Origin of the sequence: Chryseobacterium cheonjiense, from assembly GCF_012927265.1 — a bacterium.
Lineage (GTDB): Bacteria > Bacteroidota > Bacteroidia > Flavobacteriales > Weeksellaceae > Chryseobacterium > Chryseobacterium cheonjiense.
Map to the genome: position 1 here is coordinate 1,218,515 of NZ_JABBGF010000001.1, position 25,566 is coordinate 1,244,080.

A 25,566-nucleotide genomic window follows, 5' to 3' on the forward strand; every position below is an offset into this window, starting at 1 on the left:
CATTATTTCGTTGGTTGAAAAATTGATTTTTTTTCTTATTATGCATTGTATTTCAATGCTTTAAATTGTAATTTAGCCTTATATTTTATAGTGTGAAATCCTCAGAAGCTAATGAACTCATATTTACGATTTACCAACTTTTTAATGGTTTTAATTTTTACTTTTCTCCCTTTCTATATTGAAGCGAAAAGTATTGTTATTACCAAATACAATGTTGAGCAGGCAGAAAAACGATTGAAATATCTTGATGACAATAACGAAAAGGTAGACATGCTTTTAGCATTAGGAAATTTTTACTTTGAAAGAGACAAATATAATCTTGCACCTGTTACAAAGGCAATCCATTATTCTAATAAAGCATTTGCGCTCAGTAAAAAACTCAAATACAAGAAAGGTATTGGAGCAACTTATTTATTGAGTTCTATGCTTGAGCAGCACGATAATCATCTGGTTAAGAGCTATTCTTACGCTGTTGCTGCGATAAATAATCTCAAAAATATTAATGAATATAATCTCCTCGGAGAATCCTGGATAATGATCTGGTCCAGCAAAACTCTGATGGGATTAAAATACGATGACCGTATATTTTATCTCGACAAAGCAATCAGCTATTTTGAAAAGTCAGGAAATAAACATCGAATCGGAGACTGCTACAGGGAAAAAGGGGATATCTATCTTTTGTTGGGAAATGGAGTTGAATCTATTAAATGCTTAAAAAAGTCACTGTCCCTATATCAACAGACTAACTATAAAAATTTACAGTACCTATATGATCTGATGGGTGCAGCTTATATTTTTTTAGGAGATTATAAGGAAGGACTGAAATATTGTTTTCTGGCGCTCTATACCAACGAAACACTCGGTGATAGAAAAGAATTTAATGATGTGATTTACAATAGAATTGGAATGGCGTACGAAGAAATGACAGACTATACTAATGCTTTACTGTATTATCAGAAATCTTTGCAAATCGCTGAAAAATTTAAAAATACCGATGACATTAAAGCAATTGTGGGAAATATTTCGCGCACAATGCTAAAAACCGGTCATTACGACGATGCTTTAGCACTAATTACCACGATAAAAAAGAAATATAAGACTATTGGTAAGGGCAATTCTTTTAAATTAGATTGTATTACGATCAGGATTTTTTTACATAAGAAACAGTACGATAAAGCAATTCCTTACCAGAAAAAATTATTGCACAATATTTCGTCCGTACATGATTATGATATTCTGGCTTTAATATATACCACTTTAGTTGATCTTAATTTAGCTCTGAAAAACTATGAAAAGGCTGAATTTTACAACCAGCTTCAATATAATATCTGCAGAAAAATTAATAAGGACAGTTATTTTGCCGATTTTAATCTTTGGGAATATAAAATAGATTCGGCAAGAGGAGATTTAAAGCCCGCATTGGAGCATTACAAGGAATATGTGAAATTCAGTAAGAGACATTTTGACGAAAAAAAAGCAAAGGAAATCAGTAAGTTGAATGTACTTTATGAAACTGAAAAGAAGGACAGATACATCAGCGACCTAACCAGTAAGTCTACCTTACAGAATGCCAGCCTCGAAAAAGCGTCGTTGACCAGGAATATTATGTTGGGAGGTTTCATCGTTTTAATGGTTTTTGTATGTTTTCTTTACAGAGCATATCGTCTGAAGCAGAGAAATAACTTAATGCTCAGTACACAGCAGGATCAAATTAAACAGACCAATATCTCATTAAATAATGCCATCACAGAAAAAGAATGGCTGTTGCGGGAAATCCATCACCGGGTAAAAAATAATTTGCATATGGTTGTTGGGTTATTAGCAAGTCAAAACGAATATCTGGAAGGTAAAGAAGCTATCGAAGCTAATTTGGAAAGCCAGAGAAGGGTAGAGGCGATGTCGATGATTCATAATAAACTGTATCAGTCTGAAAATCTTTCGATGATCGATATGCCATCCTATATATTGGATCTTACGTATTATTTATCTGATTCTTTTGACGTAAGAAAACAGATCAGATTTGCTCTCAATATTGATAAAGTAGATTTTCCCTTATCACATTCTGTACCGATCGGTCTGATTTTAAATGAAGCGGTGACCAATTCCATCAAATATGCCTTTCCAGGTAATAATGAAGGCGTCATTACCATAAATCTTAATAAAGAAAACGATAAATTTCATCTTACAGTTCGGGATAATGGAATGGGAATTCCTGAACCCATCGATATTGAAAATTCGAAATCTTTAGGTTTAAAGCTGATGAAAGGTTTGAGCGAAGATATTATGGCAGAATTTCACGTCAGTAACGAAGCAGGAACAAAAATCGAATTAATTTTTACAATTTAGAATCATGAATACAAATACAAAAATCCTGATCGTAGAAGATAATTTTGTGGAAGCTAATCACTTAAGATTGATGTTGAAAAACGCAGGATACACTGTTCAGGGAATTGCACGAAGTGTTAGCGATGCCAAAGAAAATATTGCCCAAGAGAAACCGGGGCTTGTATTATTAGACATTTTTTTGACAGGTAAAGACACAGGAATCGATTTAGGGAAATTTTTGAAGGAAGAAGATATAGGCTTCATTTATTTATCAGCCAACTCAGGTCAGGATGTTTTGCGTGACGCCAAAGCAACACATCCTTATGGCTTTCTTGTAAAGCCATTTCGTGAACAGGATCTTTTGATAATGATGCAGATAGCAGGATATCATCAGAAGCATAGTATAGAATCTTCTATTAGAAAAGAACAATTATTTCAAAGACAACTCAAAGACTTAATTTCCAATTTCGGAACCTGGGATCAATATCTTAAGCAAATCTGTATGGCTTTACAGCCTTTAATTCCTTACGAACTGATGATTGCCAATTATGTATCCGACGAAACTTCGAAGAATTTTTTTGTAGGCTTTCTGAGAACAGGTTTTAGTGAGTATCAAAAAATCACCTTGGAAAGTTTGCAGGAACTAATGAGTTTAAAACTTCACGAACTGGAATTGATTCTGAAAAATTCGATGATGGAAGAGAGAATAATTCATCATAACGAATATGAATTCCAGAAGAAAAAAATGGAACCGACGCTTCATAAAATCATTGGAAATCATCTTGGAATGAAATCCAATCTAACGCTTCCAATTCCTTTGTCTATATCGAAAAAGGGTAAATTTGTATTCTCATTTTATAGTAAGAATCCTGCTGTGTTTGATGAGAATCATCTGGGGATTTGCAAAAGACTGCAGGATAATTTGATTTATAATGTTGAAAATATTGTTGCAAGTCAAATCCAAGAAAGTCAAAAACCAATTACCTTAAAACCATTAGAAAATCAATTTGAAGGGATTATCGGAAAAAGTCCTGCTTTACTTAGCGTTTTTGATAATATAAGTCAGGTTGCACCAACAGATACTACTATTTTAATTACTGGTGAAAGCGGTACAGGAAAGGAGAAAATTGCTACTGCTATTCACAGTTTATCATCAAGAAAAAATCAGCCTTTCGTCAAAATAAGCTGTGCATCACTACCTGCCACTCTGATAGAGACAGAACTTTTCGGTCACGAAAAAGGTTCATTTACAGGAGCTCTGCATCAGCATATCGGGAAATTCGAGCAGGCCAACAAGGGCACTTTATTTTTAGATGAGATAGGGGAGATTCCCTTGGATATTCAGGTCAAATTACTGAGGGTTCTTCAGGAAAAAGAAATCGAGCGTGTGGGAAGCATCAGATCCATTAAAGTAGACATCCGAATTATTGCCGCCACCAATCGTAATCTTGAGAAAGAAGTTGCTGAAGGAAGGTTTCGTCTCGATCTGTATTATAGGCTTTGTGTCTTTCCATTGCAGTTACCTGCTTTAAGAGAAAGAAAGGATGATATCGGAATTTTAGCACAACATTTCATTCGTAAATTCTGCGAAAAATTAAATAAAAACGAATTACATCTCTCTTCTGAATCGTTGAAAAGCCTACTCAGTTATCATTGGCCGGGAAATATCCGTGAACTGGAAAACCTGATTGAAAGAAGCGTCATTCTGACAAAAGGTGAGTATATAGATCTCATTCCATTACCAGTAAAAGCAAGTTCAGACAACCTTCATGCTGATGAGGATTTTGGACAGCATAAAACGATAGAGGAAAATGAAAGAGCTCATATTCTCAATGTTTTAAATAAATGTGGTGGAAGAATAAGAGGTGAGGATGGTGCAGCCAAAATTCTTGGTGTTCCTCCGACTACACTTGCATCCAAGATTTTGAAGCTCGGCATCAAGCGAAATCACTTTTAAAACTTATAATTTTTCTTGAAAAATTACATTTTGAAAAAATTAAAAAATCTTATCATACGTTAATTGGAACGAGCGTTCCGTTATTTACCTTTGCCTTATCAAAATTTATTAATTAATCATTAAAACAATTCAAAATGAAAAATTTAGAAAACAAGGTGGCTATTGTGACAGGAGGAAATAGCGGAATCGGATTTGCGGCAGCCGCGGAATTATCAGCAAAAGGTGCAAAAGTAATAATAACAGGAAGAAACAAAGAAGCCCTTCAAGAAGCGGAAAATGAACTCAGTGTAACAGGAATTCAGGCTGATCAGTCAGATCTGAATTCTATTGATGATCTTGTAAAGCAGGTCACGTCTCAGTTCGGGAAAGTTGACATTTTATTTTTAAATGCAGGTATTGCTGCTTTCGCACCTTTAGAGGCAGCTTCTGAACATCATTACGACAATATTATGAATGTAAATGTAAAAGGAACTTATTTTACACTTCAAAAACTATTACCAATATTAAATGACGGCGCCTCCATTATTTTTAATACTTCAGTAAATGCCCATTTGGCAATGCCCAATTCAAGTGTTTATGCTGCTAGTAAAGCCGCTGTTCTTTCTATGAATAAAGTATTCGCAGCTGAATTGGCATCAAGAAAAATCAGAGTTAATGCTGTTTCGCCCGGACCAGTGGAAACGCCACTTTATGGAAAATTAGGATTGGCAACAGAAGAAGTGGAAGGTTTAGGAGCAGTTCTTGGACAGAAAATTTTACTGAAACGTTTTGCGCAATCTTCCGAAATTGCAAAAACGGTTGGCTTTCTCGCTTCAGACGATTCATCCTTCATTACTGGAACGGAAATCATTGTTGATGGCGGTTTGACTGTCAATTCTGTTGTATAGTTCTTTTGCTAAAATAACGGAATGAATGTTCCGTTATTTTGTTATATTTGTTATTCAATTAATTTGGCATTATGGCACGAACAAAAGAATTTGATGAAGAACGAGCTCTAAATAAAGCGATAGAAATTTTCTGGCATAAGGGTTATAATGGCACTTCGGCTCAGGATCTTGTGACTCATCTGGGGTTAAGTCGATCGAGCCTTTATGATACGTTTGGAGATAAAAAAAAGTTATTTATAAAATCGTTAGATAAGTACCAGAAGCAGAATCAGGATGCCATTAGCGAGCTTTTCAACGCTTCAGAAAATATAAAAGATACATTGCAAGCAATTTTTAAACAAGCTATTATAGAAAGTCTGGAAGATAGAATTACGAAAGGCTGCTTTATGGTCAATTCTTCTGTTGAATTGGCAATGCACGATTCTGCAATTGCTAAAATAGTACAGGAAAATACAGATACAATGGTTAATGTATTTACAAATGCAATTCAGAAAGGTCAGGATTTAGGACAGATTTCCGATAGAACGGATGCAAAAGTTTTAGCTAGATTTATCTTTAACAATTATGCTGGAATCCGAGTTATGGCTAGAAGCGGAGAAATGGATAAACAGGTTTACGATGACATTGTGAAAGCAATACTTTCTTTATTGTAGAAAATATACCATCATAATATGACAGGAACAAGACATTAGGAGGAGACAATCCGTCACAATTTTATAACAGTGTTATGCCTGTAGTAGGTTTTTCTAATCAATTGGATGTTGATAAGCCATTTAATGAGGGACCCATATTACGGAGAACATACTTTATCAGGGACTTATATTTATGGAGGATTTTTTAGAAAATATAAATAAATCATGAAAAACATCGTAGTGTTAGTGTTCGCTTCTTTTTTAGCATCATGTGCAAAGAAAATAGAACAAAAAGTTTTTACATATGGAAATATTATTGTTAAGACTTATACCATCGAAAGAGGAGATGTACAAAGTGCAAATCCCGATAAAAGCTATGTCGAAGTCAGGAGAGGCTTACAAGCAGAAATACCATTAGTATATGATTCATATGGCATCAACAGTGTCTCAATAAAATTTAAAAACAAAACAATTCTTGTTAAAGGAAATGATGAACAGACGATTGATCTAATTAAAAATGCTCATATAAAAAAAGCAGATGTTTTCGGATATAGAATCGTAAAATAAAAACTACCGAAATACAAATTCGCTTCACAAAAGATTCTGTTAAGCGAATATTCGTCATTAAAATAACATTTATATCAGGCAGATGATACCAAACTGGCTAGGTCTACAACAAATCCTTTTTTTATAGGCAGCAGACAGTCGATTACCTGGATGGTTCACAGTATGACACCCTGGTAGATCATTGTATAGGCTGTCCTGTGCAGGCGGTAGATTAAAGTTTGTGCCGACTTCGGAAGGGTATTTGATTTTTAGAAAAATATGTGTATTTACAATTATACGGATCATCTGGGGATTGTCCGTCTGAACTATGCAGATGCTAATCATGATGGCGGTATACTGCTACGAGGCATGAATGTAAAGCATTGTGAAGATCTGTGAGACGGTAATTTGACTTGTTATGATGTCTGGATGCCGAGGGAAGTTGTAGAGGTGAATAACTACTATGCCGATCCCCAGATTGTATTGTTGCCTAAAAAATCATAGAGGGCCAAGAGCTTCGGTGTAGAGTTTCCTCTTGTATTGAGGCTCAGGTCAATAATCCGACTTTAAGCTGTTTTATGGCCTTCAACATACTTTCATATGCGGTTGAATAATCTTTTAAAACAACTTTACATTATTCTCATCAGAATGAATTGTGCTTCTGGTATTCAATAATTAATTAAACTAAAATTTTCTCAATTATTTGATTTTCGTAATCAATTGTTTCGATTTAATTACAACAGATTTCGATAGTCAATCTAATTTTGTATCATAATAAAATCAAGGTATGGAAACAGAAAAAGTATGGTTCGTAACGGGAGCATCCAGAGGAATGGGGCTTTCATTAGTCAAAAAACTTCTCGAAGACGGTTACAAGGTTGCTGCAACCAGCAGAAAATCCCGGAGTTTAGCTGAGGCGCTCGGAGATTTTGACAAACAGCAGTTTTTACCGTTGGAAGTAGATCTGACAAACGGCAAATCTATTAGCAAAGCATTTGAAAAGACTGTTGGCCACTTCGGGAGAATAGACGTTTTGGTCAATAATGCAGGCTATGGTATCGGTGGGGCCGTGGAAGAATTAAACCAAGAAGAGATCAAGGACAGTTTTGACATTAACGTGATGGCTGTGATTAAGACGATGCAGTCGGTCATGCCATATTTTAGAGAACAAAAATCGGGAAACATCATCAATATTTCATCAATTGCAGGATTTGCCCCGGGAATCGGATGGGCTATGTACGCCGCAACAAAATATGCGGTAATGGGACTGTCCGAGGTCATGGCAGAAGATGTGAAAGAGTTAGGTGTTAAAGTAACGGTGGTGGCGCCGGGTGCTTTCCGCACCGAGTTTCTGGAAGAAAGCTCCCTTGTATTTGCTGAAAATAAAATTGACGGCTACGATGCGATCAGGGCTTCACACGAAAAATACGCTGTAATGAACGGCGCGCAGGCCGGAGATCCCGACAAGCTGGCCCAAGTTTTAATCAATCTTGTACAGAATCCCAATCCGCCCGTACGCCTGTATTTGGGAAGTGATGCTTACCATCGTGCACAGGACAAGATAAAGTTGCTATCAGAGGAACTGGAAAGTAATAAGGACATTTCTTCTTCTACCGATTTTTAAATGATCATCTGAATTAATAACGCTGCCATTTTAAAGTGGCAGTGTTTTTTTTGTTTGATTTTCGTATATTTAGTCAATGGAAAAAATGCAGTCACTGGAAGAATTTTACCGGTCGAAATTTAATCGGGTTCCTGAAAATATACGTAATGGGGTGGGGCACTTTAATGTCTTTGCCATCGATGAGTACATCGGTAACAATGCTAAGCCGGTGGTTTATAGCCGGAAAGATTATTTTAAGATAACCCTGATCATCGGTCGAAACCGGATTCATTATGCTGACAAGGTCATTGATATCCAAAAGCAGGCGCTCTTTTTTACCAATCCGCACATCCCTTACAAGTTTGAATGGCTTGATGATCATAAGGCGGGATTCTTTTGCGTGTTTACGCCGGCTTTTTTCCATCATTTCGGAAATCTGAACGACTATGAAGTTTTTAAACCCGACGTCATACCTGTTTTTGAACTTACAGATGAGCAGCTGGAAGATGTAAAGCAGGTTTACAGGAAAATGCAGACTGAGTTGGTTTCAGATTATGCTCATAAATATGATCTGTTGAGAAACCGGGTATTTGATCTGCTACACTATACCCTTAAGATGAAACCGGCTTCAAAAGCTGAAAAGCAGCAGGCTAATGCGTCTCAGAGGATCACTCATCTGTTCTTGGAACTGTTAGAGCGTCAGTTTCCGATTGAAGATGCAAGGCAGCGGATCCAGTTTCGTTCACCTTCTGAATTCGCGGGGCAGCTCTCTGTCCATGTTAATCATCTCAATCGCGCCGTTAAAGAAATTACTGAAAAAACGACTTCGGAGATTATTGCGGAACGTTTATTACAGGAGGCAAAGATCTTATTAAGACATACCGAATGGAATGTTTCCGAAATTGCCTATTCACTAGGGTTCAAAGAGGCTACGCATTTTAATAATTTTTTCAGAAAGAATATGCAGATGACACCGATGCGGTTCCGGGAAATGCAGTGATTACTTCGATCGTGAATTGTTAAATAGCTTATTGATTTTGTAGTCTGTGCTTCTGATTCGTGTCAATGATCTCACCGTAAGCCCAGCTACTCTAGATAGTATTACATTATCCATCGCATGATGCATAAATTTAGAACAGAATAAGACTACATATGTAATATTTTTAGACATATATACGCACAGTCGGACAATTGTGTAATTTTTAGAATTTTTTTCTCGTTTCCTAAAATGGAAAAAAGATCTCTTCACCTTTCAACATCTTGCCAACTTTTTCGAAATCGCCCTCAAAGTCAAGTTCAATCTTAAAATCCTCAATAACAGATTGTCCGTCGTTTGTAACTTGAAGCTTTAGCCAACAATTTTAACCCCAAACATACTCTTGATTTACAATCAAAGAATGATTAAAATTTATACTTTTGAATAAGTCGTTTAAATTACTATTAGATTTATTTTAATAAGTTCATCTTTACTTAAAATAATTTTCTGTTATAAGTTTGTTTTTGATATTAATGATAGAATTATCTTGTATTGATCTTATAGATTCTAGTAAAGGATTATGTTCACCATCGTAATATACGGTAAATAATGATACAACTTAATCAAATTCTTGGTAAACTTCTATATTACTAATCCTTTCAAACAATTCTTCGTAGACTCCTAAGTCATTAAAATTGAATTTATTTAGAAATATGTTATCATCTTTTTCAAAAAAATTAAAAGTTAACGCCGCCAAAATGATGATTATAATCCTACTCATTGTAATGATACCTGATTAGAGCTTTTGTCATTTGAATAAATTCATTACTGTCCGTATCAATAACATAATTTTTATCCTGACAACAAGTACAGAGATCAATATTATTAAGTCCACTAATCAATTTTTTATATCTCACATCTTTAACACAATTTACACAAATCGGTATATTTTCTTCTTCAGTCATATGATTTAATTCTCCTATTTGCAAATTTTAATAAATATAAACCTTATTTACAAGCACTATTATCTGACATAATGCTCGTAAAATCAGAATGTAAGTAACTTGTAAAAGGTCAGGTAAAAGTTAAATAAAATAGTAATGTAAATCATCATTTACTTTAGTCTTCATGTATTCATAAAAAATAAAAAAACAGAAAGCAAAGATAATTCGCTCTCTAGTCAAATATCTAAATTCTGACAAGAGCAGTCCTTCTGATTTTCAGAAAACTCTTTACGTATAAAAATCTACACAAAGATTTTTTTCCGAAGAACCTTGGCAGAATGACACTCTCATTTTCAAAAGGCTTTCTTTTTTCTTTTTTCTTTTTTTAAAATTTTTTTTCTTCGTTTTCTTTTAGAAATATTTCAACTGAGAAATTTCAGGTGCAAAAGAAGGATTAAATTCTTTATTTGAACTCTAAAAAAACTTGTTCAAAATTTGAACTTTTTCCTTGCAAATTTGAGCAGAAATTTTTAGTTTTACTACGTAAAATTTAAATTAGGATTTTACCACTTTTTTGCCAATGTCCTATTTAAGGCCATCCACAGAGATACTACAGCGAAAATCTTATCCATAAAGCGATGAGGAATGGGCACAAAATCCCTCACTCTCCGCCAGGTTAGAAACCAAAATAAGCTAAAACGCTGTAAACATTATGTTTACAGCGTTTTTTGTTTTAGCGCAGTATCAAAAAAAACCAAAATAGGTCACGATTTACCTGATGCTGAAAAAAAACTTGTAACTACAGAGAGTTAAAATCTAACCTGCTTGGATGACATAAAGAAGTACAAAAGATTCGTCATTTTTTACAATAAGCGTGTCGTTGGAAGTCTATACATTTGCACCTTCAAAATTTAGAGTTAACTATAAAAAGATTATAATCATTTATGAAAAAGTGTATGCTTGCTTCTGTTGCGATATTAGGGTTCATCACAATCGGAGCACAAAACGTTAAGTTAAATGTAAGGTTAAAACCAATCCAGACTTTGGTGGTTAACAATTCTCAGAAAATTGTAAACTTAGACTACATAACGAAAGATGATTATGCAAACGGAGTTTCTTCACTTAATACAGATCATTTAACCATCTTCAGTACCGGAGGATTTCAGGTGAAGGTTAAAAATGCTAACGCTATTCTGCAAAACGGAGGCAAAAACATCAAAGCGAATACGATTCAGCTTAAAGCCAGCGCAGGTACAGATCCTGTAAACGGAGCACAATATGCACAGGGTGCCACCCTTTCTGCAAACGCAACAACTTTGGTAACGTCTACGGTAGGAGCTGCCAATAAGAAAATCAGTATTGAATACAAAGGTGCAGGAGCAAATGATTACATGGATAACTATATTGCAGGACAGGATCCTACAGTATATACAAGTGAACTTACGTACACGATTATTGCACAGTAATAATATTCTATAAAAAGTAAAACTGCTACAGGAAATGAAGGTTTTTTCATAAAGTTAATCGTTTAATGTAGTTAGTATTATTAAGGTCACAATTTAGCCGGCTTCTAAAAATCCACATTCATTGTAATGATTGTTGGATTAAAGATTTTATACTAATGAAATTGTTTTTATTTCCTGATGCTAAATTAGGTGTCCTCTTTTAACAATAATTTCAAATTTGCCGATAAGATTTATGAATTTTCCGAATTAGGTAATAATATTTAATTTTTGTATAGTATTATTTAATCTATATTGGTTTTTGTTGATTAAAGATCAGAATATTGTATTTATTGCTGTTAAGTGATTTTGTTTATATTGTAAAGTGTTGAACAGGAAATGTCTAAATTTTATTGATCAGAGAAACCGACAACAAAGGAACAGTAGTAATCCAAACGCATCCCTACTTTCATCTGTTTGATTGCTGAAGAGCGTTACATAATCTGGTGAAATCACATCCCGAATTCTGAGACGTTTTCCTGGGAGTTTGATTGCTTGTTATCTTGGGATTTCAATGGAAAGGTTAAGCCGCATCCGTAAGATTTTTTAAGGAGTAATAAAAAATCTTTTAATAAAAGTCAATCTCATTTCTTAACAAATGTCATCGTTCAGGATTTCTGATAATTATAATTTTACCAATGTAATGTTAGCGATTACAATTTAAAATTAACATTAAAAATTATTATTATGAATGCATCAATTCTTTTACAGGACAGCTTATTAATGATCTGGAACAACCGTAACTCTGCGGAAAGACTTTCATTAATGGAGAAAATCTACGCTCCTGACATCCATTTTTACGAAAGCAACGACAGCGAACCTTTTGTTGGCATCGAATCCATCAATAATCTCATCGGAAAACTGCAGCAGGAATGGGCTCCCGATTTTGAATTCGTTGTTACGGAATCTCCAAAATTCAACCATAATGTTCAGCATATCAGTTGGAAACTTGGAGCACCCGAACTGACTGTAGCCATAGGATCCGATATTGCATTTATTGAAGATGATAAAATAAAATCTCTGTATCTTTTTCTAAACAGCTAAACTTTAAACACAGCCTGCTGTTGGGCTTATTTGCTCTTTTGTCCTATAAAAAAACCCTGAAACTTGAATAATTCCTAAGGCTATAATTTTTTGCTTTTCGTGTCTGCAGAGCAATAAAACTATTTTAGAGTAGATTCTGGCTAAACGAAAAGGAGACCCCATAACGGTCTCCTTTTTTACTTCAGCGATTTTGAGGTTTGAGGTATTCAGCAATGCTTTCAATTGCAGTAGGAAACCCGAGGATTGGTAGTGTCTCCGCATTTAAACTGGTATTTGGCTTGCAGGTATTTCGGTACCGGATTATCTGTGACCTCCAGCGGAGTCATCGATTGTCCGTTATAAGAAGGCATGGTAATCTGCGCAGCGGAACCATTGCCCAGAGCGGTATTTTTGGCATTGCTGTTTCCATTGAAACTGTAATCCATCATGGCATCCAAAAGACGATATACCCCATAATAGTCCAGCGCGTCAAAAGTTGTTCGCGAACTTGGCATTGCATGGTCTGTTACATAATTGTACCCGTTAACGGTAGATGATTTAATGTAAATGAAATCTTTTTCAGCATTAGGAATATTAATATTTTTAAAAATATCAATGGCCATTCTGTGATCGTTAAAATCATCCTCATCATATACCTGTGTGATCATTTTGGTATTTGAAGGAAAATTTTGTAATTGCTCTTGGGTGCTTAGCGGACTGTTCCAATTAAAAGAATACCAGGGTGCCATCGTGAAAAGAAAGCGCCCGTACTGTCCCCAGCCTTTTTCAGTAAATGCCTTATAGGCAAGATCAATACTGGCTCCTCCACCAAATGAGTGTCCCATAAAACCTACTTTCTGAGTATCAATAATGTTGGGATAATCTGCCGCAGCTTTTGTGAAACCTTCCCACAGCGTCTGGTAACGGTGATTAACGCTTATGTCAATAGTCCGGTAAGGTACAAAAACCACTACATAACCTTTCTTTGCAATAAAATTATAAAGTTCTATATTATAATCTTTATCCTCGCCGCCAAAAGGATGCGAAAAGAATATAGTAGGTCTCGGAGAAGTAATCCCCTGAGGATAGAAAATTGAAACCTGTGTTGCCGTATACTGTGGATTAGTGAAGTTAATTTCTGCTACTTGATAGCTTCCGTCTGAACCATATCCTGATGTAGGCTTTTGTATCGGTCCCTGAAGGCTGTTGCCAAGCTTAGACTGAAGAGGGGAGGCTTCTTCAGTTTCGGTAGTAGTCTGAGAACATGCAGAAGTGGTAATAAATATAATAATTACCCATAGATGTAATAGTGTTTTCATTTTCTTTTATTTTTAATATTTTGAACCATTTGATCTTTAATTTCCTGATATTTTTCGTATTGTCCTGGGTCAAGAATCTGGCTCAGAGCATTGGATTTTTCTTTCTGTAAAACTTTCAGTTTTTTAAATTTAACGAGCTTACCTTCGTTACTTTGCAGAATAGGATCATTCTTTCGTGCATATTGAAGATTAAGTGCAGAAACCTGCTCTACCTGCTTTGGGGTTAATGCTAATTTACTTGTCATCCACTCCGTCAGCATCTTTGCACGTTGTTCGGGAGTACTGTCCTTTAATTTTTTTGTCTGTGCTTCAAGATTCACAAAGGTCATGCAAAGGAATGCTGTAATAAAGACCGGCCATAGTTTTTGCTTTAAAATCATCTTGGAAAATTTAATTTTAATGAAACAAATGTAGCAAGAATGATGATTTTCTTTAAGATTAAAAAGGGTGAACCTGCTAAATTTCAGGGTGAAATTCATCATTGATCCAGCCACTTTCTAAAATGCATGGCTTTTGCCTTACTGACAACGACCTGTTCCGGAGGTAACGGATGTATTTTGACAAGTAGCCTCCCATTGAAAAAGTATTCTACGGCATCAACGGCGTTCTTGTTAATAATGAATTGACGGTTAGCCCTGAAAAAGAGCGCCGGGTCAAGGTCATTTTCCAACTGTTCAAGTGTAAATTCCACTATATATTGCATTCCATTGGTCACATGGGCGTATACCATCTCGTTGGCGGTGCGGAACCAATTGATTTTAGCTGCTTCTACAGGAATAAGCCTGCCACGGTAGTGGATAAGAAAGGATTGTTTATACTTCTTTGCCGTATTTGTGAGTTTTTGCAGCAGGATTCCTGTTTCAGCATGTTCATTATTTGAGACAGATGCTATAAGTAAATCGTATTTAAATAAAGTGCGTTGTACTTCTTTCTTGTCAAAAGGTTTTAAGATATAATCAATGCCATTGTTACGGAAAGCTTCGATGGCATAATCATGATATGCTGTAACAAAAATAACGGGTTTTCTTATGTTGACGCGTCTGAAGATTTCAAAAGATAACCCATCGGAAAGGCGGATATCTGAAAAAATCAAATCATAAGCACTCTCATTTAAAGCAAACCAATCCACCGCTTCTGCTATATTTTGCAGCGTCTTCACCATATGAATCTCGGGATTGATTTCTTTCAGGATATATTCCAGATTTCTTGCGGTAGCAGATTCATCCTCAATGATGACGATTTGTAAATTTTTCATAATAAAGGAAGCTTTACGATAAAATATTCTGCGGTCTGATGGATCTCTATCTCATGATGCGTTTGCAATCTGTATCTTTCATTCAGGTTGATAAGTCCAAGTCCGGTATTTTCCGCCTCGCCAATGGTTGGCTGGAGATTATTTTGAATAATGAGCCATTTATCTTTTTCAAAAATTTCTACCGTTAAAGGATTTGAAAGGGTAGCGCTGTTATGCTTTACTGCATTTTCAACCAAAGGCTGCAGTGATAAATGAAGAATTTGCTTATTAATAATAGCTTCGCTGATATTGATATGAATCTGAAAAGTATTTTCCAGCCGCATTTTTACCAATTCGATATAGGATTTTAAATGTTCAAGCTCCTGCCCGAGAATTACCAGATTGTTGTCTGGAGAGACCAATGTGTATCTGAAGATTTTTGAAAGATGGAGAATATAGTTTTGAGCCAGATCCGGATTTTCCCTGGTTATAGCAGAAAGGCTGCTCAGGGTATTGAATAGAAAATGGGGGTTAAGCTGCTCCCGAAGCAATTGCAGCTGAGCCTGCAGATAAGCGGAATTGAGCTGTTCGTTGATCAGGTCTTTATTTCTGCTTTCACGCATCAGAAGAATAAGACGGATCACTATAGCAATCATGATACTGCTGAGTAAAAACCGGGCAAAGTATCCTCTGATTCTGCCTCCCGGAAATGGATGAGTACCGAAAAGTAAAGAATGGAGCATGCTTCCTAATATTATTGCTGCTACAATCAACAAACCATTGAATAGGTATAGTTTCAGGTATTGGTTGTTTTTCCTAAGCACATTCAGAAACTTGCCGTCAGAAAGATTAAGATAAAATAACAGAAGGCAGAAGAACATATTATATAAAAACTGGAAAGCATATTCTCCAATATCGAACTGCCAGTACCGGGCAATAATCCCATCACTGTTTAAAGCCATCAGTTTTGCAGAATTAACTATCAGAGTGATCAAAAAGGCACTATAAAAATATATTTTTCTCTCCTTCTTATTCATGGGTACAAAGAAAGTAAAATATTACAACCAATGCTATAATAAATGGTTGAAACGGCAAAACCTGGCGGTGAAATGTTTGTTAGGAATCATACCATTACTATATTACATGAAAATTAAGATAATCAAAATACAGAAGCCATTCCATCGATTCATACATTTCACTAAGAATTTATTAATGTTCACAAGAGGTCCCTTCCTTCTCCAGTTGCTTATTGCCCCAATGATGCAGATGCTTGATAAAGGGAATCAGCTCCATCCCGGTTTCGCTTAAAGCATATTCTACTTTTGGTGGTACTTCGTGGTACACTTTCCGGGTAATCAAACGGTCATCTTCAAGTTCTCTTAAAGTCTGTGTTAACATTTTGGTGGTAATATCAGGCAATGTTCTTCTCAGTTCCCCATAACGCAACACTTCCTTAGAATTAAGATGCCACAATATTCTCCCCTTATATTTACCTCCAATTCTTTTAAACGCGTAATCTACCCCGCATTGCTGATCGGTTTCAGCAGTTGTCATTTTATTTTTCATCTTTTTATAAATTTAATGTATTGATTTTCAATAATACATACTTTTTAGTATATAGATTACCAAAAAGTACATACTTGTGACAAAGATACCATTAAATTAATTTTGTGCCATCATTTTAAAAAAATTAAAGATGCAACAATCAAATAAAAACAAAAGCAATTTTGAAAAAAATAAAACAATGAAAGCCGTACGTCAGCATGAGTTTGGAGGTCCTGAAGTATTGGTATATGAAGATGCTCCTATTCCGGAATTACACAAAGGCGAGGTAAGAGTGAAAGTGCATGCGATAGGCCTAAATCCACCCGACTGGTATCTTCGGGACGGATACAAAATGTTACCTCCGGAATGGCAGCCGAAAGGCCCTTTCCCGATCATTCTGGGTACCGACATTTCGGGAGTCATTGAATCGGTTGCCGATGATGTGGAGGAATTCTCTGTGGGTGATGAAGTGTATTCGATGGTGAGATTTCCAAGCTATGGCCCAAGTCAGGCTTACGCAGAATACGTTAATGTACCCGTGTCGGAACTTGCTCTAAAACCAGCCGGTATTGACCACGTCCATACTGCCGGCGCTCCGATGTCGCTCCTTACCGCTTGGCAGTTTATGGTTGAGGTTGGCCACGATGAGCAGAATCCTCTTCAACCGAATAAGCACATCCCGGTTTCTCTCGAAGGTAAAACCGTACTGATCAATGGAGCAGGGGGTGGAGTAGGTCATTTCGCAGTGCAGCTTGCCAAATGGAAAGGCGCCCGGGTTATTGCCGTAGCTTCCGGCCGACAGGAAGAATTGGTAAGAGAACTTGGGGCCAATGAATTTATTGATTATACCAAAACAAATGCTGATGAAGTCTTAAAAAATATCGACCTGGTTATTGATGCGGTAGGAGGACCCAGGACAGGTAGATTTTTAAAGACCTTAAAACCGGGCGGATCATTATTTCCGATCTTCCCTTTAGGGTTTTCCGATCATGATGAAGCAGAAAGATTAGGGGTCACTGTATCAGCAACCCAGGTACGCGCCAATGGCAAGCAGCTTTCAGAACTTGCAGCCTTACTTGATCAGGGAGTTATCCGTGTTGTGATCGACAGTACATTTCCATTAGCTCAGGCCCGTCAATCTCATGAAAGAGCGGCCAGAGGTCATATACAGGGAAAGATCGTCCTGACTGTAGATTGGTAATTATTAAACAAACATTAAAAGAGTGGCTTTCTGAGTTCAAAAAAAGCCTTGGCTTATATTATACTCTAATAATAACTCAATGAAAAAGACATTAACAGAAGACAAAATACTGCTGAAAGAACTCGTGGACAAGATTTCTATTTTAGGAGACCAAAAAGATTTCAACAATCAGGTGAAGCTTTTACAGAGAATGCCCTATCAAAAACCAGAGCTGAGGGCAAAGTTATTATGGAATTGAAAGGTCGCGACATCATGGCTAAGGTTTTTGCAGAATTTCTTAAAGATGTAGAGATCATTTACCATTTTAACGGACAATCCTTTTTTACCGTCAAAGGAAATGAGGCCACAGGCATCTGTTATTGCACGATTACATTGATTAGTGATCGAGAAGGTAAGAAGATTAGGACTATCATTGGAGCGGTTTACAATGATCAGTATGTCCGACAGGGGAGTCAATGGTTTATTGACAAGCGTGTGGGGGATTTTTTATGGCAAGAAAAATGCGAAATTCATTCTTCCGAATTACAGTAATCGTTTAACTCGCCTTCTCCTACATATTCATTATTGAAGACGACAATTAATACTATGAGTATACAAGATTTGATTTCTTGTAATGTTATAGTAATTAATTAATCTTTAATACCATAAAAAAATTCCGGCAATTGCCGGAATTTTTACTTTTTTAGGAAATTGCTTCCTTAAACAACGTTACGTTAATCCCCTTTTTTATGATGATGAGGTTTAAGCGTGGTTTTGTTCTTCGGCGTTTCCTTATTATCTCTCTGGCGCTGATCTAACTTACCTGTAGATTCGGCAACTTTTTTTGGACCTGGTTTAATTCCCATAATAAATATATTTAAAAATTAATGTAAACAGGTATCTTCACGAAGCGTCCCTGCCGTTTCCAATGATTTAAAAAAATCAAATAGGTCACGATGTATATGTCCTGTTTGTGATTGTTTTGAAAATTTCAAATTAAAATCCTGATAAACCCGACTAACAAAGTCAATTTTAGAACCGGATCAATCGTTTTCCTTCTTTTTTGACGATATTACGCTTATGGCAACAGCAGTCACTGCAGCTGCTAAAGCCACTTTCACCAGAAAGCCCTTTCTGTTGTATTTCCATTCGGCGCCCCAGCCACGTTCGGCGAAGATATTGGGCATATGACCGTTTTTTAAATCGCTGATAATTCCTTCAAAGGCTCCTACACGGTCTGCCAGTACAAGCGGAAGCCATCTTCCATAGCTGGATTCACTGTAACGGAAGGCCATCTTTCTTATTGCTCCGTTGACACCTTCCGGTGGCGATGCAGTACCGAAAACAGCAGTTAAATTAGGCCGTTCCACGGACTTTAAAATTTCAACGTCTTCAGCTTGTTGTTGAGGCCTATCCCATGCGTAACCGTCATGTTCTTCATTAGTCCGTTTTTTCATAGGATATACAGGATCATTTTCAGGGTCGGCATCTATTCCCCAGCCTTTTATATGAGTATAATCTGCCTGCTCGCTTTTCTTAAAATCGGAAGGCTTTGTTTCATCTGTAAGCATGTCGTAATATTTTTTGTGGTTAAAACTTGTTATGCGGTTGGCGGAATAAGTACTGTTTTTATACAGCCATCCAGCTTGCGTGAAAATATGTGATAGGCATCAGCTACCTCTTCCATCGGAATTCTGTGAGTAATAATCTGTTTGGGATCAAGAATGCCGTTTTTTACATGCTCAATAAGCTTGGGCAGGTTACGTTTCACAGCAGCCTGGTTGGCCCTGATCGTAATTCCTTTGTTTACCACGTTACCTATCGGCACCAAAGCATCGGTAGGTCCGTATACACCTACGATAGAAACAATTCCTCCTTTCTTCACAGAATTAATGGCCCAATGAAGCGCTGTTGTAGAACCACCCTGTAAAAGTAACTTTGTCCCCAGAACCGTATTCATTAAATTGCCTTTCGCTTCGCAGCCAACAGCATCTATACATACATCTGCGCCAAGCGAATCGGTTTGTGTTTTTATAAAAACTACAGGGTCTCCAATACTATTAAAATTATAAGCTTCACATTGGGCATATTGTGCTACAAAATCAAGTCTGTATTCCAGATGGTCGATGACGATTACTCTTCCTGCGCCAAAAAGCCATGCAGATTTGGCCGCCATAATACCGATAGGTCCTGCGCCAAAAACCACTACCGTATCGCCTTTTTGAATACTTGCCATTTCTGCTGCCTGATATCCTGTAGGCACTACATCGGTAAGCAGAACTGCATCGTCAGGGTCCATCCAGTCAGGAATAACGGTTGGTCCTACATCTGCATAAGGAACGCGGGCATATTCCGCCTGTCCACCCTGAAAGCCGCCTGCCGTATGGGAATAACCAAAAATACCTCCAACCGCAGTTGCCATTGGATTTGATTCATGGCAATTGCCGTAAAGTTCCTGTTTGCAGAATGCGCATTTTCCACAGGCTATATTAAAAGGCACCATTACTTTATCGCCCACTTTAAGCTTTTGTAAGGAAGGGCCTATTTCAACCACTTCACCGATGAATTCATGGCCAAATGTAGTACCCACCCGTGTATCGGGAACAAGGCCATGATAAAGATGGAGATCTGAGCCGCAGATGCAGGATCTTAAAACCCGCACGATGGCGTCTTCCGGATGTTCTATTTGTGGCTCAGGCATATTGCGGTCTGCGCGCACGCGAAAAGGTCCGCGAAAATTCATTGCTAACATATTGTATATTTTTGATTGGTGATAGAATAGTAAGAGCAAAATAGAGACCACCATAACCTGCTCGTCCATAATTTATAGTTTTTTGAAGGAATGTGGTATCGAGAGATTTTAAGAATATGGAATTGTTAGAAGATAAAAAGGAAAATTTATATAAAAGATTAATCGGGTCCGTTAATAACATATGTACTAATGGTTATGCGGGCTCGATAAGAAATCATGCTATGAATATTAAAGCATTCAAAGATTCAAAGGAGAATATTCCTGCATTTTAGTCTAAACAGAAATTATCTTCGTTGATATCAGGCATAGTTACAAACATTGGAAGCTTCAGCTAAATAATTTTCATATTTTTGCGTATGATGACTTCAAAATTAGCACATTACCGACGTAGTAAGGGATTAAGCCAGCAACAGCTTGCAGATATTTCCGGTGTGAGTGCAAGAACAATACAGCGCATCGAAAGTGGAAAAGTAGAAGCACATCCAGCGACGTTAAAAATGCTTGCGGACACACTCGAAATAGACACTCAGGAACTGTCAGTGCAAAAACAGTTATCAGAGGCCCCGGAAAAGGGAAATGGAGATATGGTTAAGCCACTATTTCACATGTTAGCATTAATCGGGCTTTTTTTTCCTGTTTTCAATATTGTTCTTCCCGGACTTTTTTGGTTTTTTAAGAAAGATGAATCCCGGATTTACGACCTTGAAGGGAAGTTGGTTATTAATTTTCAGATTACTATGTCGCTTCTGCTGATACCATCAGTTTTATTGATGATATTTGTGTTTTCCGTTGGGTTTCCGCTGACTGTGATCATCTATTTTTATAACCTGATCATGTGTCTTTTCAATATTTTCAGGAGTATCAACAAAAGAGCATGCTTTTATCCTCTGACCTATCAATTTCTGAAATAAACTCTCAAAATACGCCTTCCAGGGCTAAATGGCGTATATATGTCGTGAAGGAGTCCTGGTATAATATATCTATTTGCCGCTACATTTGTCGTAAAATATTTCTTCATGAAAAAACTCTTTACACTCATGTTCTTAATATGGATATTGCCTTTAGCTGCCCAAAAAAATATTAGGATCAGACATCTCGATGGAAAAACAATTGATGTACAAATTCTTCATCAGCGACTGTCTCGTTTGGTCGATAGCGCAAAAATTGCCGGCCTGCAGGTTGCCATTATCAACCAAAATAAAATAATCTATTCATCAAGTTTTGGTTACAAGGACCTTGAAAGCAAGAAAAAATTGAATGACAGTACAGTGATGTATGCAGCTTCACTTACCAAGCCGGTCAGTGCATATATCTTTATGCGTCTGGTAGAGAAAGGTATATTCGATCTTGACCAGCCGGTGTATAAGTACCTGAAAAAGCCGATAGGAGAATATGCAAAATGGAAAGATCTGGCAGACAATCCTGAATCCTTCAACCAGATTACCCCTAGAATGCTCCTAAGCCATAGTTCGGGACTGCCGGTTCTTCGACAGCTGTATGGTAACAAAGTCAATCTTATTGCGAAGCCCGGTGAAAAGTTCTATTATTCTAACGAGGGCATCAACCTTTTGGGATTCATGATAGAGGAATACACCGGAAAGAAATTGGAAGATATTGCCAGTGAGGAGGTTTTCGGGCCTCTGAAGATGAGACATACAGATATGATCTGGCAAAGTAGATTTGAAAGTAATTTCTCGAATGCCTATTTCAAAGACGGAAAGAAATACGGTTCGGAAAGAAGGGAGAGCAGCAGAGCAGCCGGATCCATGTCTACCACAGCGAATGATTATGCGGGTTTCATTATTAAGCTGATGAAAAAACAAGGCCTGTCCCGTAAAGGTTATGCTGAGATATTTAAGCCACAAATCGCAGTAAAAAGTAAGAGGGGATTCGGGCCTTTGAAAGACAGTTTGACCGATGAAAATGATGCCATTAACCTCGCTTGGGGATTGGGAGTGGGATTATTCGACTCGCCTTTCGGCAAAGCCTTCTTTCATACAGGACATGGTGATGCTAATCAGAATTATGCTGTGGCATTCCCTGAAAAGGAAACAGCCGTTATCATACTCAGCAACAGTGAGAATTTTGAAAAGAATAACGCACAGATTTTAAAGCTTTGTATAGGGGATTCATACTCACCATTAAAATGGCTGGGACATCTGGATAAGATTCCGGATTAGATCTTATATTTTCATAACTATTAATGAGTTACGTGATTTTATATTGATTTTAAAATGACTTTTAGTGTATTATTATCTATATCAGCAGAAAAATATATTTACTGGATAAACAAAATTCTGAATGATATTTTTAATGTTAATATAGCTATATGTGGTGGTCTATCTGTTTATTCCAGTCATGCTCTTCGGACGCAAGTTTAAGCTTTTAGGCTTTTACGAGATGAAAAAATATTTTCAACTTAATGTCGGTGCTTTCCCAAATTTCTTTTTGAAGGCATGGGAAAAATGGGAGAGGCTTTCAAACCCCAGCTCAAGATAGATGGCTGAAGGTTTTTTGTTTTTACTTTCAATTAAGTGTCTAGCCTCATTCAGTCTTTTATCCTGCAGCCATTTTCGTGGTGGCATCCCGAAGGTCTTCTGAAAGTCCCTTTTGAATCCGGAAAGACTTCGCCCTGTAAGCTGGGAAAATTTTTCGACCGGAACATTGAAGCAATAATTATTAAGCATAAATCTTTCAAGATCGATCTTATAAGGCTCAGAGAAATCGAACAAAAAATTGTGGAGCGCCGGAACGGCAAGCAAAATTAATTTGATGCCTTCCTTCACTTTTAAAAATCCCAACTCATCGGTCATTTCTGCACCGGAGCTCCTGGCATAGGGAACAATGGATTGAAAGTACCCTTTAAGAAAATCATTATTCGGGAGAATTAGATTTGGAGAGCCCGTGTATTTAGCATTAGGTTCCATCTTTTCTTCGAGAGCGATCCTGCGCATCAGATCTTCCTGGAGGGATATGACGACCGTTTCGTAATATCCACCCGGTTCAGGAGTCTTGGTAAGGATTCCCAACTGATTTTTGTGGATCAGTAAAACTTCTCCGGCACTAATGATGAGATTCTGCTCTGAGGTCTCCAGAACCATCTGACCCGATACCTGCATGACCAGAGTGTGATGATTCCAGATACAGGCCTTCTCTTTCCGTTCTGACGAAAGGTAAGAGTAGAATATAACGCCGGGAAGAATTTCTGTTGGACTTTCCATCTATCTTTGAAGATAAGTACCGCCTTTAATGGCTCCTCTTGCAAATGTAGTGTTTAAAATGTTCATCTCCTCAGGAGTAAATGTAATTTTCATAGCAGCAATATTCTCAGGAAGTCTTGATCTGCGGCTCATGCTGACCAATGGCATGATATTGTTGCCCTGGTTCTTTACCCATGCTATTGAAAGCTGAGTTGGTGTACACCCTTTACTCTTAGCCATTTGTTTCAGAACCTCAACCTTTGTAAGATTATGAATGAGATTGTCACCCTGAAAACGGGAGAAGTGATTTCGGTAGTCCTGTGCAGGAAGTGGTGCCTGCAAATCACCGGTTAAAAGCCCCTCTGCCGTATTGGCAAAAGCTACGACAGCAATTCCCAACTCGTCTGCTGCAGGCAATACATCTTTTTCAATCTGACGGTCTGACAGAGAATATCCGATCTCCAAAGCACTGATTGGATAGATGCTGTTGGCGGTACGAAGTTGTTCAGCAGTAATTTCCGATACTCCGATATGTCGAACTTTGCCCTCCTCAACCAAACCGGCAATCGTTCCGATGATATCTTCTATCGGAACACTGCCATCCATTCTGCTGGGCTGATAAAGATCAATTGTATCAATTCCCAAACGGGTAAGAGAGTAGTTGACAAAGTTTTTGATCGCTACAGGACGGAGATCCATACCTATCCATTGCCCATTATGAAAAATAGCTCCGAATTTCACACTGATGAACGCATCATTACGCCTTCCCTTGATAGCTTTCCCAATAAGCATTTCATTATGACCTGCGCCGTAGAAATCTCCGGTATTCAGGAAATTGATTCCATTGTCCAAAGCCTGATGTATAGTGGCGATACTTTCTGCCTCGTCCGGTGTCGGGCCGCCCCAGATCGATGACATCCGCATACATCCTAAACCAAGTTCTGAAACCAGGGGGCCATTTTGACCCAACTTAATTTTTGCAATTTCTGACATGTATATATTTAATTTTATATGGCAAAGTTCAGTTTTTAGAAGATACATGACTTTGGTGTATGGTTCAAATTGCTTGCTTGTATGGTTCAAAATTGATTTTTATTAAATATTTTAATAGTTGTAAATTGCATAGAAGTAATAATATAATGAATGATCTTCTAAAGAAACTGACAGCAGTGGAGCATGGCTTTAAATTATTTGAAGTGGAGGCAAAAAAAATAGTTGACCATACAGATGTATCAGAATCAAAAGCGTTAGCTGTGGATATGCTTCGGAATGAGTTTTATCAGGTCCGCTGCTGTGCCGTTTTTATTTTGGGATTTATTGCAGCCAGAGATTATACGGTGCTTCTGTTGCTGAAAGATGCTGCGCGTTCGGATGGAAGCTGGCAGGTACAGGAAATAGTTGCAAAAGCATTTGATCAATACTGTAAAGATAACGGCTATGAAAAGTCACTCCCCGAAATCACTGCATGGCTCAGTGATAAGCATCCCAATGTTTGTCGTGCAGTTACCGAAGGACTACGGATCTGGACAGGACGTCCTTATTTTAAAACGCATCCTAAAGTGGCTGTTGATCTCATAAGCCGCCATAAAGCCAGTGATAGTGAATACCTCCGGAAATCGGTTGGCAATTCCTTAAGAGATATCAGCAAAAAGTACGGTGAACTGGTCAGAATGGAAATATCAAACTGGGATCTTCAGGATCAGCGGATAGCCTTTACCTACGACTATGCGCTTAAAAGACACTGATGAAATTTACTATCAGAGAATTTATTTTAAATAAATTGTACCATAAAAATTAATACCATAGAGAACTGCAGTCGGATAGATAGAGGTATCTTATCGACGTGAATATAATTTTAAAAACTGAATGCTAAATCCTCGTTCACTCTTATAGCTGATATAAAATAATCCGTTATCCTTCCAAAGTTTGCAAATCAAAAAA

General features: G+C 37.2%; 24 protein-coding genes. 14 read left to right on the forward strand and 10 right to left on the reverse strand.

The window, feature by feature from the left end; all coding sequences use genetic code 11:
* Nucleotides 1-111 precede the first annotated feature (111 nt).
* The 9 genes from HHL20_RS05650 (at nt 112) to HHL20_RS05690 (ending at nt 12,416) form a co-directional block, all read left to right on the forward strand.
* Nucleotides 112-2,346, forward strand: a complete 2,235-nt coding sequence (locus HHL20_RS05650) for a histidine kinase dimerization/phosphoacceptor domain -containing protein (RefSeq protein WP_169230193.1) — start codon at nt 112-114, stop codon at nt 2,344-2,346.
* Nucleotides 2,347-2,350: 4 nt separating this feature from the next.
* Nucleotides 2,351-4,282 (forward strand): sigma-54 dependent transcriptional regulator, encoded by a 1,932-nt coding sequence (locus tag HHL20_RS05655; protein ID WP_169230194.1) that lies wholly within the window; start codon nt 2,351-2,353, stop codon nt 4,280-4,282.
* 134 nt (nt 4,283-4,416) lie between these two features.
* Nucleotides 4,417-5,169 carry an SDR family oxidoreductase gene (locus HHL20_RS05660; protein WP_169230195.1) on the forward strand — a complete coding sequence of 251 codons (753 nt, stop codon included), beginning with the start codon at nt 4,417-4,419 and terminating at the stop codon, nt 5,167-5,169.
* A 71-nt stretch (nt 5,170-5,240) separates the two neighbouring features.
* The gene (locus HHL20_RS05665) at nt 5,241-5,822 is read left to right on the forward strand and encodes a TetR/AcrR family transcriptional regulator (protein WP_169230196.1); all 582 of its coding nucleotides are present in this window, start codon (nt 5,241-5,243) and stop codon (nt 5,820-5,822) included.
* Between the two features lie 204 nt (nt 5,823-6,026).
* Nucleotides 6,027-6,368 (forward strand): hypothetical protein, encoded by a 342-nt coding sequence (locus HHL20_RS05670; protein WP_169230197.1) that lies wholly within the window; start codon nt 6,027-6,029, stop codon nt 6,366-6,368.
* Nucleotides 6,369-7,134: 766 nt separating this feature from the next.
* Nucleotides 7,135-7,971 (forward strand): SDR family oxidoreductase, encoded by an 837-nt coding sequence (locus HHL20_RS05675; protein ID WP_169230198.1) that lies wholly within the window; start codon nt 7,135-7,137, stop codon nt 7,969-7,971.
* Nucleotides 7,972-8,047: 76 nt separating this feature from the next.
* Nucleotides 8,048-8,950, forward strand: a complete 903-nt coding sequence (locus tag HHL20_RS05680) for a helix-turn-helix domain-containing protein (RefSeq protein ID WP_169230199.1) — start codon at nt 8,048-8,050, stop codon at nt 8,948-8,950.
* A 1,864-nt stretch (nt 8,951-10,814) separates the two neighbouring features.
* Complete coding sequence (locus HHL20_RS05685; RefSeq protein ID WP_169230200.1) at nt 10,815-11,336, forward strand: hypothetical protein; 522 nt, start codon at nt 10,815-10,817, stop codon at nt 11,334-11,336.
* 723 nt (nt 11,337-12,059) lie between these two features.
* Nucleotides 12,060-12,416, forward strand: coding sequence for a hypothetical protein (locus HHL20_RS05690; RefSeq protein WP_194306228.1), 357 nt, complete (start codon nt 12,060-12,062; stop codon nt 12,414-12,416).
* A gap of 218 nt (nt 12,417-12,634) precedes the next feature.
* Here the strand turns inward: HHL20_RS05690 and HHL20_RS05695 are convergent, their stop codons facing one another.
* From HHL20_RS05695 to HHL20_RS05715, 5 genes are all read right to left on the reverse strand, one after another.
* On the reverse strand, nt 12,635-13,714 hold the full coding sequence (locus tag HHL20_RS05695) for an alpha/beta hydrolase (protein ID WP_169230201.1): 1,080 nt from the start codon (nt 13,712-13,714) through the stop codon (nt 12,635-12,637).
* Nucleotides 13,711-14,094 carry a hypothetical protein gene (locus HHL20_RS05700; RefSeq protein ID WP_169230202.1) on the reverse strand — a complete coding sequence of 128 codons (384 nt, stop codon included), beginning with the start codon at nt 14,092-14,094 and terminating at the stop codon, nt 13,711-13,713. Before HHL20_RS05700 ends, HHL20_RS05695 begins: the two co-directional genes overlap by 4 nt.
* 98 nt (nt 14,095-14,192) lie before the next feature.
* Complete coding sequence (locus tag HHL20_RS05705; RefSeq protein WP_194306229.1) at nt 14,193-14,969, reverse strand: LytR/AlgR family response regulator transcription factor; 777 nt, start codon at nt 14,967-14,969, stop codon at nt 14,193-14,195.
* Complete coding sequence (locus tag HHL20_RS05710) at nt 14,966-15,910, reverse strand: sensor histidine kinase (RefSeq protein ID WP_228463098.1); 945 nt, start codon at nt 15,908-15,910, stop codon at nt 14,966-14,968. The genes HHL20_RS05705 and HHL20_RS05710 overlap by 4 nt, the downstream gene beginning before the upstream one ends.
* Before the next feature lie 247 nt (nt 15,911-16,157).
* A complete protein-coding gene (locus HHL20_RS05715; RefSeq protein ID WP_228463100.1) occupies nt 16,158-16,514 on the reverse strand; it encodes a winged helix-turn-helix transcriptional regulator in 357 nt (118 codons plus the stop codon).
* Between the two features lie 178 nt (nt 16,515-16,692).
* On the opposite strand from HHL20_RS05715, the gene HHL20_RS05720 reads away from it, so the two are divergent.
* On the forward strand, nt 16,693-17,694 hold the full coding sequence (locus HHL20_RS05720) for an NADP-dependent oxidoreductase (RefSeq protein WP_169230204.1): 1,002 nt from the start codon (nt 16,693-16,695) through the stop codon (nt 17,692-17,694).
* A 90-nt stretch (nt 17,695-17,784) separates the two neighbouring features.
* Complete coding sequence (locus HHL20_RS05725; protein ID WP_317165984.1) at nt 17,785-18,225, forward strand: nuclear transport factor 2 family protein; 441 nt, start codon at nt 17,785-17,787, stop codon at nt 18,223-18,225.
* 182 nt (nt 18,226-18,407) lie between these two features.
* Here HHL20_RS05725 and HHL20_RS19620 read toward each other — a convergent pair whose 3' ends face one another.
* From HHL20_RS19620 to HHL20_RS05735, 3 genes are all read right to left on the reverse strand, one after another.
* A complete protein-coding gene (locus HHL20_RS19620; protein WP_262888414.1) occupies nt 18,408-18,539 on the reverse strand; it encodes a hypothetical protein in 132 nt (43 codons plus the stop codon).
* Between the two features lie 177 nt (nt 18,540-18,716).
* Nucleotides 18,717-19,244, reverse strand: a complete 528-nt coding sequence (locus HHL20_RS05730) for a hypothetical protein (RefSeq protein WP_169230205.1) — start codon at nt 19,242-19,244, stop codon at nt 18,717-18,719.
* 29 nt (nt 19,245-19,273) lie between these two features.
* Entirely contained in the window at nt 19,274-20,494 is a 1,221-nt protein-coding gene (locus HHL20_RS05735) for a zinc-dependent alcohol dehydrogenase (RefSeq protein ID WP_228463102.1), read from the reverse strand.
* Between the two features lie 287 nt (nt 20,495-20,781).
* Between HHL20_RS05735 and HHL20_RS05740 the strand changes: the two genes are divergently transcribed.
* Together HHL20_RS05740 and HHL20_RS05745 are read left to right on the forward strand one after the other, a co-directional pair.
* Complete coding sequence (locus HHL20_RS05740; RefSeq protein ID WP_169230206.1) at nt 20,782-21,336, forward strand: helix-turn-helix domain-containing protein; 555 nt, start codon at nt 20,782-20,784, stop codon at nt 21,334-21,336.
* A gap of 105 nt (nt 21,337-21,441) precedes the next feature.
* The gene (locus HHL20_RS05745; RefSeq protein ID WP_169230207.1) at nt 21,442-22,605 is read left to right on the forward strand and encodes a serine hydrolase domain-containing protein; all 1,164 of its coding nucleotides are present in this window, start codon (nt 21,442-21,444) and stop codon (nt 22,603-22,605) included.
* A gap of 234 nt (nt 22,606-22,839) precedes the next feature.
* Here HHL20_RS05745 and HHL20_RS05750 read toward each other — a convergent pair whose 3' ends face one another.
* Both HHL20_RS05750 and HHL20_RS05755 read right to left on the reverse strand, forming a co-directional pair.
* Entirely contained in the window at nt 22,840-23,646 is an 807-nt protein-coding gene (locus tag HHL20_RS05750) for a helix-turn-helix domain-containing protein (protein ID WP_169230208.1), read from the reverse strand.
* Entirely contained in the window at nt 23,647-24,618 is a 972-nt protein-coding gene (locus tag HHL20_RS05755; protein ID WP_169230209.1) for an aldo/keto reductase, read from the reverse strand. It abuts the gene before it with no gap.
* Nucleotides 24,619-24,764: 146 nt separating this feature from the next.
* Here HHL20_RS05755 and HHL20_RS05760 point away from each other — a divergent pair, with 146 nt between their 5' ends.
* Nucleotides 24,765-25,370 (forward strand): HEAT repeat domain-containing protein, encoded by a 606-nt coding sequence (locus tag HHL20_RS05760; RefSeq protein ID WP_169230210.1) that lies wholly within the window; start codon nt 24,765-24,767, stop codon nt 25,368-25,370.
* Nucleotides 25,371-25,566: the final 196 nt, after the last annotated feature.